The sequence below is a fragment of the Arhodomonas sp. KWT genome (assembly GCF_010993615.1).
On the sequence record NZ_WNXE01000082.1, the window covers coordinates 1 to 12,318 of the forward strand.

The following is a 12,318-nucleotide window of genomic DNA, read 5'->3' on the forward strand; positions in this document are numbered from 1 at the left end:
CTGGTGCGCTCATTCTTCCAACAGCCCGAATGTCAGTACGCCAAAGCATGACTTTACTTTTTTAAAGGTTAGTAGTTCGGGTAGGTCGTGCGCCGCAGGCGTGCCACATTCCGGACCGGTCCCGGCAGCGTCGCACACGGCCTGCGGCCGTGCACGACCTACCTGCTGGAGGTGCCAGTCGGAGCCTCTCCGCCAGGAGGCCCGGGTGAACAACCCCGTGTGTTGATCCTGCTCCAGGGTAGAGGATGGCAGTTCGGTAGGTCGTGCGCCGCAGGCGTGCGACATTCCGGACCGGTCCCGGCAGCGTCGCACACGGCCTGCGGCCGTGCACGACCTACCTGCTGGAGGTGCGAGCCGGAGCCTCTCCGCCAGGAGGGCCGGGTGAACAACCTCGTATATTGATCCTGGTCCCGAGGAGAGGATGGCGGTTCGGGTAGGTCGTGCGCCGCAGGCGTGCGACATTCCGGGCCGGTCCCGGCAGCGTCGCACACGGCCTGCGGCCGTGCACGACCTACCTGCTGGAGGTGCGAGCCGGACCCACTCCGCCAGGAGGCCCGGGTGAACAACCCCGTGTGTTGATCCTGCTCCCGGGTAGAGGATGGCAGTTTGGGTAGGTCGTGCGCCGCAGGCGTGCGACATTCCGGGCCGGTCCCGGCGGCGTCGCACACGGCAGGCGGCCGTGCACGACCTACCTGCTGGAGGTACGAGCCGGACCGCTCCGCCAGGCGGGCCGGGTGACCAACCTCGTACATTGATCCTGGTCCCGAGGAGAGGATGGCAGTTCGGGTAGGTCGTGCGCCGCAGGCGTGCGACATTCCGGACCGGTCCCGGCGGCGTCGCACACGGCCTGCGGCCGTGCGCGACCTACCTGCTGGAGGTGCGAGCCGGACCCACTCCGCCAAGAGGGCCGGGGGACCAACCTCGTTGTTGATCCTGCTCCAGGGCAGAGAATGGCAGTTCGGGTAGGTCGTGCGCCTCAGGCGTGCGATATTCCGGGCCGGCCCCGGCAGCGTCGCACACGGCCTGCGGCCGTGCACGACCTACCTGCTGGAGGTGCGAGTCGGAGCCTCTCCGCCAGGAGGGCCGGGTGACCAACCTCGTATATTGATCCTGGTCCCGAGGAGAGGATGGCAGTTCGGGTAGGTCGTGCGCCGCAGGCGTGCGATATTCCGGACCGGCCCCGGCAGCGTCGCACACGGCCTGCGGCCGTGCACGACCTACCTGCTGGAGGTGCGAGCCGGAGCCACTTCGCCAGCAGGCCCGGGTGAACAACCTCGTTGTTGATCCTGCTCCAGGGCAGAGAATGGCAGTTCGGGTAGGTCGTGCGCCGCAGGCGTGCGACATTCCGGGCCGGTCCCGGCAGCGTCGCACACGGCGGGCGTCGCACACGACCTGCCCACCCGGGTGCCTCGTCCGCGACGATGTCTCGGACGACCGCTGGCTTGCCCGGGCCTGTTGCTGCGGACCGGCGTTGCGGCCGGTGACCCCACCGAGCGCCCGGTGTCGGGCGAGGTCTCGCCTGGGCGGGGGGCAGGCCATCGTTTGATGCCGTGAATAAGAATGATTAACATCATCAATTCGCTTGCGATCCAGTTGGTTGCCCACCGGTCTGGATTGTGCCTCTCCCACCCACCCAAGGAACTAACCAATAATGACTGCCTTACCCAAGCGACAGGCGCTCCTGCTTGCGCCGGCCGTGTGTGGCCTCGTTTTGCCCGGCGTTGCCTTCGCCGACTCGTCCGGGGAGGCCGGGGCGGGTCCCGAGCTGGCCCCGGTCGTTATCTCCGCCACCCGTAACAAGAGCGTGGAAGGCCAGACGCCGCAGAAGGTCACCGTCATCACGCGCGAGCAGATCGAGCAGCAGCTGGCGATCACGACCGATCCGGGCCAGGTCCTCAGCAACCTGATCCCCTCCTATTCGCCCAGCCGGCAGAAGCTCTCGAATGCCGGCGAGACCTTCCGGGGCCGTTCGGCGCTGTTTATGATCGACGGCGTGCCCCAGTCGAACCCGCTGCGGGACAGCTCCCGCGACAGCTACACCATCGACCTGGACATGGTCGATCGCATCGAGGTGATCCACGGCGCCAGCGCCGAGCACGGGCTGGGCGCGACCGGGGGCATCATCAACTTCGTGACGAAGCGCCCGTCCGGTGGCGCGTTCGACCAGTCCGCGAGCGTCCAGGCGACCTCCGACGACGATTTCGAATCGGACGGGCTGGGCTACAAGACGCACTACCAGGCCAGCGGCCAGAGCGGCTCGTGGGACTTCCTCGCCGGTGCGACCCTCCAGGAGCGGGGGGTCTTCTACGACGGCAACGACGAGCGTGTTGGTGTGGCCTATCCGGGCGAGGTGCAGAACTCGAGCAGCTACGATCTTATGGCCAAGGTGGGCTACTGGATCGACGACCAGCAGAACGTCGAGTTCACGGTCAACCGCTTCGAGCTCGAGGGCAACGGCGACTACGTCCCGGTCGTGGGCGATCGGGACGCCGGCATCCCGACCACCGCGGAGAAGGGGAATCCCGACGGGGATCCGGGCTACAACAAGGTCACGACCGCCAGCCTCTCCTATTCCCACGGCAACTGGCTGGGCAACAAGCTGGACGCCAAGCTCTACAGCCAGACGTTCCGGGCGCAGTTCGCGACCACGCCGTACTTCCCCTACGACGACGGCAGCGGCAACACCCTCTACGACCAGACCCGCAACGAGTCGGACAAGCTCGGCGGCAAGTTCACCCTGGTCCGGGACGGGCTGTTCGACGACCGGCTCACGCTGACCACCGGCGTCGACGTGCTGCAGGACAAGACCAGGCAGGTCCTGGCCCACACGGGGCGCACGTACGTGCCGGAGTCGACCTTCCGCAACTACGCCGGCTTCGTGCAGGGCGATCTGGTCGTCACCGACAGACTGAGCCTGCACGGCGGGACGCGTTACGAGTACGCGAAGCTGGACGTCGATACCTACAATACGATCGACCGGAGCAACGTGACCCAGGACAACGTCACGGTCGGCGGGGGCACCCCGGACTTCGACGAGACCCTGTTCAACGTCGGCCTGGTGTACGACGTGACGAACTGGATGCAGTTCTACGGCAACTATTCGGAAGGCTTCGGCATGCCGGACGTGGGCCGGGTCCTGCGCGGCATCGGTGACCCGGGCCAGGACGTCGACTCCCTGCTCACGCTGCAGCCCATCGTCACCGACAACCAGGAGGTGGGGCTGCGCTTCGACTGGGACCGCGCGAGCCTGGACGTCAGCTACTACGAATCCAATTCGGACTACGGTGAGCGCCTGACTGAGGAGAACGGCACCTGGGTGGGCAGCCGTGAGAAGACCGAGATCCAGGGCGTCGAGGTCTCCGGGTCCCTGGACGTCACCGACGCCCACCGCGTGACCCTGAGCTATACCCACGCGGAAGGGGAGTCGGACACCGACGGCGACGGCGATGTCGACACCGAGCTCACCGGCATCAATATCGCGCCGGACACCGTGCGCCTGGGCTGGAACGGTGCCTGGACGCCGGACCTGAGCACCCGCGTGCAGCTCACGCACTACCGGGACCGCAACACCGAGAACCCGGGGCTGGACTTCGACGGCTACACCCTGATGGATGCCTCCGTGGCCTACCGGCTGCCGGTGGGCCGTCTCAGCCTGGGCATAGAGAACCTGACCGACAAGGACTACTTCACCTACTATTCCCAGGCCGCCCGCGCGAGCGACGAGTACTACTTCAAGGGCCGTGGGCGCACGGTCACCCTGGGGTACGCCGTCGACTTCTGACCGGCGCGCGAGCGCACGGCCTGCCCGGGTCTGCCGGGCAGGCCGTTGCGGCACCGGCGTGGCTAACGTCTGAGCCGGTGGAGCTGGTAGACGAAGAACGGCGCGCCGATTCCCGCCACGAAGATCCCCGCCGGCAAATCCCTCGGCAGGAAGCCGATACGCCCCACCAGGTCCGCGTAGAGCAGGATCAGCCCGCCGACCATCGCCGCGACCGCTGTCAGCGCCGTGCTGCCCGAGCGCACCAGGTTGCGCGCGATATGCGGCGCGACGAGGCCGATGAAGCTCAGACCGCCGGCGAAGGCCACGGCGGTCCCCGAGAGGACGACGCCGCAGAGCAGCAGGATCAGCCGGCTGGTGTGCAGCGCGCTGCCCAGCCCGGTCGCCACGTCGTCGCCCATCGCCATGACGTCCAGGTGCCGCGCGCGGCCGAGCGCCAGGGGCAGGCATACGGCCAGCCACGGCAGCAGCCCCGCCACATCCCCCCACTGGGCCGCGTAGAGGCTGCCCGCCAGCCACAGGTAGGCGTTCATGGCGGTGGTGTCCGGGCTCATCACCAGCATCAGCGTGATTAGCGCCCCGAGGGCCGAGGCGATGCCGACGCCCACCAGGATCAGCTGGCCCGGCGAGGCGCGCCTGCCCCAGGCCAGCACCAGGATGCACACGGCGACGAGAAAGGCCCCGGCGATGGCCGCGGCGGGCAGCAGGGGGCTGCCCCGGCCGGCCACGCCCAGGACGAGCATGAGCACGGCCCCGGCGGAGGCGCCAGTGGTCACGCCGATCACGTCCGGCGAGGCCAGCGGGTTGCGCACCAGCCCCTGGAACAGCAGACCGGCGGCCCCCAGCGCCGCGCCGACCAGGATCGCCAGCAGGATTCGCGGCAGCCGGATCTCGCGCACGATCAGGGACAGCTCGCCGTCGCCCGGGCCGATGAGTGCGTGCCACACCGCCGCGGCGTCCGTGGGGTGGGAGCCCAGGCACAGGGAGGCGAAGGCGCTGGCCGTCAGCAGGGCGAGCAGGCCCCCGACGACCGCGACCGTCCTCAGGGGCAGCCGCAGCGCCAGTCGCTCGCCGGGGGAGCGCAGCACCAGCGTCCGGTTCATAGCGCGCCCCGTTTGCGGCTCGCGAGGTAGAGGAACAGCGGCGTGCCCAGCAGCGCGGTCATCACCCCGACGGGGATCTCCTGGGGCGGGATGACCACCCGGGCGAGGGTGTCGGCAATCAGCAGCAGGGCCGCGCCCAGCAGCGTGCAGGCCGGGAGCAGCCAGCGGTGATCGCGGCCGAACAGGCCGCGGGCCAGGTGCGGCACGATCAGCCCGATAAAGCCGATCATCCCGCTCAGGGCGACGGAGGCCCCGGACAGCGTGATGACCACCGCCCCGACCGCGAGCCGGACCCGCCCGGTACGCTGGCCCAGCGCGCGCACGACCTCGTCGTCCAGGGCGAGGACGTTGAGCTGCCGGACCAGCAGCAGGCAGAGAAGCCCGGCGACCAGGAAGAACGGCAGCAGCGGCGTCACCGTCGCCAGTTCACGGGCGGATACCGAGCCGGCCAGCCAGAACAGGAGGCTGCCGAAACGCTGCTGGTCGATGACCAGCAGGCCCTGGGCGAAGGACACGCACAGGGCGCTCACGGCCACGCCGGCCAGCACCGTGCGCAGGGGGGAAACGCCGGCGCCGGGCTGGCGGCCCAGCAGGTAGACCAGGGCCGCGGCCGCCGCCGCCCCGAGAAAGGCGGCCCAGACCAGTGTCAGCGGCGTCGCCGCGCCGAGCGCGGCGGCGCTCACGACGACGAACAGCATGGCGCCGGCGTTGATGCCGAGGATGCTCGGGGAGGCGAGGGGGTTGCGGGTTAGCGTCTGCATCAGTGCCCCGGACACCGCCAGGCTCGCCCCCACCAGCATCGCGAGGATCGCCCGCGGCAGGCGCTCGGCGCCGACGACAAGATGGCCGGTCGAGGTGGGGTCGTAGGCAAACAGCGCGTCGATCACCACACCCGGCGGGGTATCGAACGGGCCCACCGCCAGACTGCCGGCGAAGCCGGCGATCACCAGGACGAACGCCACGAGCAGGCCCGCCAGCCTGGCGGTGCGGGAGCTCAGCACGACGCGCAGTCCGGGTCGGCCCCGAGTGGGGACAGGCCGTAGTGGGCGTAGAGCGCGTCGAGCATGCGGTTGGCGGCCAGATAGCCCCCGCCCATGTTCCAGATCACCGGGTCGACCCGGAACACCGCCTGATTCCTCGTGGCCTTGAGCTGCTGCCAGAGCGGGTGTCGGGTCCACTTGCGGTAGGTGTCCATGACGGCCGGGTCCGAGGCGACCATGAACACGAAGATTGCCTCCGCATCCATGGCGGGAATGCTCTCCTGGCTCGTCAGCTTGATGCCCCAGCCGGCGTGCTGCTGCGCGGCGGGGCGGCGAAAGCCCAGCTCGTCGAGGACGGTGCGGGCGAAGCCGCCGTAATAGATCCGGGCGTGATTGCTGCGGAAGCTGACCACGGAAACGGTGGGCGGCCAGCGCTCGCCCAGGCGCCGCGCCATCTTCGTGCGGAAGTCCGTCACCCGCCGCCGCCAGTGCTGCAGCAGCCGCGCTGCCCGGGCCTCGCGGCCGGTGGCCCGGGCCATCAGCCGGAGCAGCGCCTTGAAGTCGTAGAGCTCCTCGGCGATGACGGTGGGCGCGATACGCGAGAGCAGGGGGGCGATCAGGGTGTGGCGGTTGCGGGCCCCGACGATCAGGTCGGGATGGAGCAGGGCGATGCCCTCCAGGTCCGGCTGGGTTTCCAGGCCGAGGTAGCGGACGTCCGTCAGCTTCGCCCGGAGATAGTGATACATCGGCCGCTCGATCCAGGACTCCACGACACCGACCGGCGCCAGCCCCAGGGCGACGGCGGTGTCCGTCGCGCCCTGGAACAGGGTCACGACACGTTCCGTGGGCGCCGCCGGTGCCCGCGGCGTGTCAGCCGGCGTCCGCGCGCCCGCCAGCAGCGGCAACGCCATGACGAGCATGACTAGCGCGCGCACGGCGGCGCCGGCGGGACGGCCGTTGGAGAAGCGATCAGGGTGGCTGGGCCGCATGGGTGAGGTCGGGGATGTATCGCAAATTGAAAATGAGAATGAAAAATAATAACATCCCCGTCCTCGTGATCGCGAGCCGATTTCCCCCTCACTCTGACCAGACGCCCCTATGGCACCATCGCGGAAGTCCGACGCCACACACCGCCTCGAGGGCCGGGCACTGGAAGTCGCCTACGGCGACCAGCCGATCCTGCACGGCGTGGATTTCCGGGTGGAGGACGGCCGCGTCACCGTCCTGCTGGGGCCCAACGGCAGCGGCAAGTCGACACTGCTCAAGACGCTGGCCCGCACGCTCTCCCCCCGCGCCGGGCAGGTGGTGCTGGATGGCCACCTGATCCACCGGCAGTCGACCCGGATGGTCGCCCGCAAGCTCGGCATGCTGCCGCAGAGCGCCACGGCGCCGGAGGGGCTCACCGCCCGCGAGCTGGTGGCGCTGGGGCGCTTTCCCTACCAGACACTCTGGCGGCAGTGGACACGCGGTGACGAGGCGGCCGTGGACGGGGCCATGGAGACGGCCGGCGTCACCGCGCTGGCGGACCGGCCCGTCGACGAGCTCTCCGGCGGCCAGCGCCAGCGCTGCTGGATCGCCATGGTGCTGGCGCAGGGCACGGACCTGATCCTGCTGGACGAGCCGACCACCTTCCTGGACCTCAAGGTCCAGGTGGACCTGCTGGAGCTGCTGGTCAAGCTCGCCCACGACCACGGCCGGACACTGCTGATGGTGCTCCATGACCTCAACCTGGCGGCCACCTACGCCGATACCCTCGTCATGCTGAAAGCGGGGCGCATCGAGCACTGCGGCACACCGGGAGAGGTCTTCACGGCCGCCCGGCTGAAACAGGTGTTCGACCTGGATAGCCGCATCATCCACGACGCCGAGAGCGGTCGGCCGATCTGCGTCCCCAGGGCGGCCGGTCCGGGCCGTCCCGGGGCGTTGTAGGGCGACCGCGTGGCCGCGACCGAACGCGTATTCTGCGCCGTCCAGGGCCGGGCGGCGGGGGACCCGATAGCGGGCACGGGGAAACATGCCCACCGCAATCTCCTGATCAGCTGGCCCATCGGCAAATGGACGCGCAGCCTGCGGCGTGCCAGCGACATGAGCGAGGCCGTCCTCGATCGTGTCGAGGCGGTGTTCGCCACGGGGCGGCGGGTCAACCTGATCCATCGCCGCCAGCAGTCGGCGGAGCGTCACCGCATCTACCTGATGCCGGAAAACCTCGCGGTGGACGTCGACCGGGAGCGCCTCCCGGACTTCCTGGACGCGCTGCTGGGCGACGCCCCGCTCGAACCATGGGGCGCCGTCACCGCCCCGAGCCCCCTGATCCTGTGCTGTACGCACAGCAAGAAGGACAAATGCTGCGCCAAGTTCGGCAGCGCGGCCTATCGCCTGCTGGCCGACGCCGCCGCGGCGTCCGGGCATGCCTTCGAGGTCTGGCAGAGCTCCCACCTCGGGGGCTGCCGCCTGGCGGCCACCGCCATGGTGTTCCCCTCCACCCGCAAATACGGCCGCATCGGCGAGGCGGATATCCTGCCGTTATTCGAGGCGGAGCGGTGCGATCGCCCCTATCCCCCCTGTTACCGCGGCAATTCGGCCCTGACCCCGCTGGAGCAGTGTGCGGAGGTGGCCGCCCTGAACTGGCTTGCCCGGCGGGATATCCACGCCCGCGTTGAAACCGCGTGTGCCGACCCGGAGACCGAGGGTGAGGGGGCCGCGACCGTGCGGGTGCGCTGGCGCAGTGCGCGTGCGCAGGGCCAGGTCGCCGTAACCTGCGTGACAGGCACGGTGAGCCGCTTCGACACCTGCGCCGACATCGGTCCGGACGGCCCAACAGCGAGCGCCGTATGGCTGGCACGGCACATCGAACCCGTCGCGGGCTGACCGGGTTTCCCGCCAGGTTGGCCCGGCGGATTGCGTCATACACGGTGCCGGCGCCCGAGCCGGAGGGGCCGAACGGCGGCTTCCCGGCCCGGTTCGAAGCGGAGGTTCCCCGGCTTCATCCATGGGCGTTGCGCGACGTACCGGGTTAATCACTGGATGGGTAACGCTGAGCCGGTTTTCGACTCGACGACAGCCGGGGCGTTCGTGAAGGCGCTTGCCACCGCCGTCGTTCTGGTGCCTTATCTGTTCGTTTCCAGGCGGGGCGGGGTGACCCTCGTAAGGGAGGCTGACAGGCAGGCGTCGCCGAGCGCTGTGAGCGCGGAGTGAATTTATCATCGGGCCCCGAATAGCGAGGCAGGCAGGCTATGGAAGAGTATCGGTTTCGGCTGGCTCGTGAAGACGACCTTTCGTCTCTCGTCGGTATGCTCGCCGACGACGATCTGGGCAGGACTCGCGAGTCGCCGGGCTCACCGCTCGATGGTGGCTATCGCGCCGCCTTTGAATCGATTCAGGTCGATCCGAACAACGAGCTCGTGGTCTGCGAATCGGGCGACGAGCTGCTCGGTATGCTGCAGATCACCTACATCCCCTACCTGACGTATGTCGGGAGCTGGCGCGCCCTGATCGAGGGCGTCCGCGTGTCCGCCTCGCACCGGGGGCAGGGGATTGGTCGCAGGCTTTTCGAGTGGGCCATCGATCGGGCCAGGGAGAAAGGCTGTGTGATCGTGCAGCTCACGAGCGACAAAAAGCGGCCGGACGCCATTCGTTTCTACGAACGCTTGGGCTTCAGAGCCTCGCATGAAGGCATGAAGCTCTGGTTCGACTGAGCCCGTCCGCGGTACCGCCGTGAACCGCACGGTGCCTGTTGCAACGGTCCGGTGCGTTGAGCCACCAGAGGGAACAGCATGGCTCGAAGACCCTGTGAGCATCGTTCAGGCCTGCAGCACAAACCATCCGCCGGCGCGAGCAGAGCGCTGTCCGTGCCGCGGCGGCAGGCCGGTTTCATCCGGTGAGACACGGCCATCCCGCATATATCCCTCACGCCGCAATGTCCGTGAATAGCCCCGTCCGCATTACGTTATCCGGCCGTCACGTCTCCGGCGCGCGTATTGGCGCCCTGTCGGGGCAAGCAGGGAAGACCACGCTTGATGTCCTTATCCCCAGACTTGTGAAGGGACTCGTCAATGGCTTTTGACGATATCGAGCGCAAACGGATCGAGCGCGCCCAGGCACGCGACATCGAGAAGGTGCCGCGATAAGCAAATCGGCCTAGAGCACGGCGGCCAGCGGGCTCTTAACCGCCCGGCCGCCGCGCTCGACGACGTGGGTGTAGATCTGCGTGGTGCGCACGTCCGTGTGTCCGAGCTGTTCCTGGACCGTGCGGATATCCGCACCGCGCTCGAGCAGATGGGTAGCAAAGGAATGCCTGAGGGTATGGCAGCTCGCCGGCTTGACGATGCCAGCCGCGCGAACCGCCCGGCGGACCGCCTTCTGAACGGCACTTTCATCCGCGTGGTGCCGGCGGCGGGCGAGGCTGCGCGGATCCTGGCTGATCCGCTCCGCCGGAAAGACGTACTGCCAACCCCACTCCCAGGGCGCCTTCGGGTACTTGCTCGCCAGCGCATGCGGTAGATACACGGAGGCACAGCCCGCCCGAATATCCTGCTCGAAGAGGTTCCGCCGCCACTGCAGATGCCGCTGAAGTGGCTGGATCAATTCATCGGACAACGTAACGATGCGGTCTTTTCCACCTTTGCCGTCCCTTACGAAAATCGCGCGGTGCGCGAAGTCCAGATCCTTCACGCGCAGCCGAACACTCTCCATGAGTCGTAGCCCCGAACCGTATTGCAGACACGCGATGAGCCAGTGAACGCCGGATAGCCCACGAAGCACCCGGCCAACCTCATCCGGTGTGAGGACAACCGGTAATTTGCGAGACGGCTTCGCCCTCACGAGATCGCCGATCTCACCGAGCGGTTGTTCGAGCACCTTGTCGTAAAGAAACACCAGGGCATTGAGCGCCTGATTCTGCGTCGCCGCGGCTACACTTCCAGTGGTTGCCAGGTCGGTGAGAAATGCCGCGACTTCCGCCGCGCCCATATCTTGCGGGTGGCGCTTGTCATGGTACAGGATGAACCGACGGATCCAGCCCAGGTACGCCTCTTCCGTGCGAATACTGTAGTGGCGCACCCGGATCGCGGCACGCACACGATCGAGAAAGGGAGAGCTCTTCCGTGACATTCTGTCGCCCCTCCATGGACTACTGTATATATGTACAGTATCCGGCCGACCAGTGGCGCGCAAGCGCGCATTGCGGCAAGTGTCCGCCTATCACGCTGCCCACGCGCCGCATGCGGCGGCTGGTGGATGCCGGAGCGCCCGGCTGGCGCCGCTCTGCAGCCATCCCGCACAGACAGCGAAGGGGCCTGGCACATGCGGATTATGCGGACAAAGTCCGTGTTATAACGCGGACGACGTCCGCCTATTAGCTGTTATGCCCTTGAGGCACCTGTTGGAATAGCGCGACTTGGCGAGTAATGAGGGGGTCATGAGCTACCTGGATGAATTCATAGAATCCATGCGTTTCGCCGCAGACCTGAGCGGCGCTGGCACCGTGGCGGCCCATGACTTTGAGGCGTTAAGGAACTATTACCGTGATGCTGCTAACAATCAAAATCTCGCAAAGTTTGTGCAAGGCCCTTTTCTGCAGCTCGCGAAGCAATTCATATCAAATACGCCATATAACGTCGCGGACCAATGCCATAGCGTAAGCCAGCAATTCTTTGACCGATGCCATGATATTGGTATCGCGGAGAATTGCGGTCTTGCCATAACGGTGGGAAATATTGAATTCAAAGGAAGAGAAGTCTATCCGACTTCGAGAGAACATGTCGCAAGCACGTTGGAGACGGGATTTTCGCCGGACAGCCCGCTCGACCTGCATGTGTGGATAACAACGGTCAATATGTTCGTGCTTGATTTGACCGTAATTCCAACCTTGTTGAGCAAGGGGCTGGCCCGCCCTAAGGACTTTAAGGGGAAAGAGGTCCTGGTGGCGAAGCATGGCATCAAGAAGTCGTTGCGATACCGACCAATACTTCATGATGACCGGTTTATGTACAAGGTAGACCGGATCGCGGGATTTGCATAACCATTGCATACAGGCGACCGCCTGTGGCGGCGCCTGATGCAAACGTTATGTCCCTTAAGGAAAGGAGGCGCAATGATTGATGTCTCATTCGAAATAAACGGCAAGAAAGTCAATCCGGACAAAATTGGCGATGCATTGGAGGCTGCGGCCCTAAAGAGCATTTCCGAGCAAATAAAGGACAAGCTACGCGGCGTGAAATGCCCGGAGCACGGAGAATCGCCAAAGGTAAAAGTGCAAGGACGTAACCTAGACAACTTAAGCTTCGAGGTCTCTGGATGTTGCGACGCACTCATTGAACGGGTGAAGGAAAAGCTTTCATAAAACATAACAACAGCTTCGAGTGCGACCTCGGAAAGCGCTGGTGACCTTGCCCGGCTGAATTGGACACGTTCACGCGGCCAGTTTCCCGAAGGCGGCCGGTGATTGAAAGCCCAGCGC

The 12,318-nt window shown here is 66.7% G+C and carries 10 protein-coding genes; 6 read left to right on the forward strand and 4 right to left on the reverse strand.

Annotated elements, in window-relative coordinates; genetic code table 11:
- Positions 1-1,651 precede the first annotated feature (1,651 nt).
- Entirely contained in the window at positions 1,652-3,781 is a 2,130-nt protein-coding gene (locus tag G7A99_RS12225) for a TonB-dependent receptor (RefSeq protein ID WP_163140510.1), read from the forward strand.
- Between the two features lie 62 nt (positions 3,782-3,843).
- On the opposite strand, the gene G7A99_RS12230 is transcribed toward G7A99_RS12225, so the two are convergent.
- The 3 genes from G7A99_RS12230 to G7A99_RS12240 are packed head-to-tail and all read right to left on the reverse strand — an operon-like array spanning position 3,844 to position 6,796.
- The gene (locus G7A99_RS12230) at positions 3,844-4,881 is read right to left on the reverse strand and encodes an iron chelate uptake ABC transporter family permease subunit (RefSeq protein WP_163140512.1); all 1,038 of its coding nucleotides are present in this window, start codon (positions 4,879-4,881) and stop codon (positions 3,844-3,846) included.
- Entirely contained in the window at positions 4,878-5,882 is a 1,005-nt protein-coding gene (locus tag G7A99_RS12235; protein WP_163140514.1) for an iron ABC transporter permease, read from the reverse strand. The genes G7A99_RS12230 and G7A99_RS12235 overlap by 4 nt, the downstream gene beginning before the upstream one ends.
- Positions 5,876-6,796, reverse strand: coding sequence for an ABC transporter substrate-binding protein (locus G7A99_RS12240; protein WP_205599832.1), 921 nt, complete (start codon positions 6,794-6,796; stop codon positions 5,876-5,878). Before G7A99_RS12240 ends, G7A99_RS12235 begins: the two co-directional genes overlap by 7 nt.
- A gap of 163 nt (positions 6,797-6,959) precedes the next feature.
- On the opposite strand from G7A99_RS12240, the gene G7A99_RS12245 reads away from it, so the two are divergent.
- The 3 genes from G7A99_RS12245 to G7A99_RS12255 all read left to right on the forward strand — a co-directional run bounded on the left by G7A99_RS12245 (position 6,960) and on the right by G7A99_RS12255 (position 9,556).
- Entirely contained in the window at positions 6,960-7,790 is an 831-nt protein-coding gene (locus tag G7A99_RS12245) for an ABC transporter ATP-binding protein (RefSeq protein WP_163140516.1), read from the forward strand.
- A 9-nt stretch (positions 7,791-7,799) separates the two neighbouring features.
- A complete protein-coding gene (locus G7A99_RS12250; RefSeq protein WP_163140518.1) occupies positions 7,800-8,729 on the forward strand; it encodes a sucrase ferredoxin in 930 nt (309 codons plus the stop codon).
- A 365-nt stretch (positions 8,730-9,094) separates the two neighbouring features.
- Positions 9,095-9,556: a GNAT family N-acetyltransferase gene (locus G7A99_RS12255; RefSeq protein ID WP_163140520.1), complete on the forward strand. Its 462-nt coding sequence runs from the start codon at positions 9,095-9,097 to the stop codon at positions 9,554-9,556.
- Between the two features lie 442 nt (positions 9,557-9,998).
- Here G7A99_RS12255 and G7A99_RS12260 read toward each other — a convergent pair whose 3' ends face one another.
- Positions 9,999-10,970, reverse strand: coding sequence for an integron integrase (locus G7A99_RS12260; RefSeq protein ID WP_163140522.1), 972 nt, complete (start codon positions 10,968-10,970; stop codon positions 9,999-10,001).
- A 307-nt stretch (positions 10,971-11,277) separates the two neighbouring features.
- On the opposite strand from G7A99_RS12260, the gene G7A99_RS12265 reads away from it, so the two are divergent.
- Together G7A99_RS12265 and G7A99_RS12270 are read left to right on the forward strand one after the other, a co-directional pair.
- Positions 11,278-11,880 carry a hypothetical protein gene (locus G7A99_RS12265; protein WP_163140524.1) on the forward strand — a complete coding sequence of 201 codons (603 nt, stop codon included), beginning with the start codon at positions 11,278-11,280 and terminating at the stop codon, positions 11,878-11,880.
- Positions 11,881-11,952: 72 nt separating this feature from the next.
- On the forward strand, positions 11,953-12,201 hold the full coding sequence (locus tag G7A99_RS12270; protein ID WP_163140526.1) for a hypothetical protein: 249 nt from the start codon (positions 11,953-11,955) through the stop codon (positions 12,199-12,201).
- The last annotated feature ends 117 nt before the right edge of the window (positions 12,202-12,318 follow it).

Coding starts and splice junctions, on each gene's coding strand:
- G7A99_RS12225 (WP_163140510.1), top strand. CDS start 1,652: ATGACTGCCTTACCCAAGCGACAGGCGCTCCTGCTTGCGCCGGCCGTG.
- G7A99_RS12230 (WP_163140512.1), bottom strand. CDS start 4,881: ATGAACCGGACGCTGGTGCTGCGCTCCCCCGGCGAGCGACTGGCGCTG.
- G7A99_RS12245 (WP_163140516.1), top strand. CDS start 6,960: ATGGCACCATCGCGGAAGTCCGACGCCACACACCGCCTCGAGGGCCGG.
- G7A99_RS12255 (WP_163140520.1), top strand. CDS start 9,095: ATGGAAGAGTATCGGTTTCGGCTGGCTCGTGAAGACGACCTTTCGTCT.
- G7A99_RS12260 (WP_163140522.1), bottom strand. CDS start 10,970: ATGTCACGGAAGAGCTCTCCCTTTCTCGATCGTGTGCGTGCCGCGATC.
- G7A99_RS12265 (WP_163140524.1), top strand. CDS start 11,278: ATGAGCTACCTGGATGAATTCATAGAATCCATGCGTTTCGCCGCAGAC.
- G7A99_RS12270 (WP_163140526.1), top strand. CDS start 11,953: ATGATTGATGTCTCATTCGAAATAAACGGCAAGAAAGTCAATCCGGAC.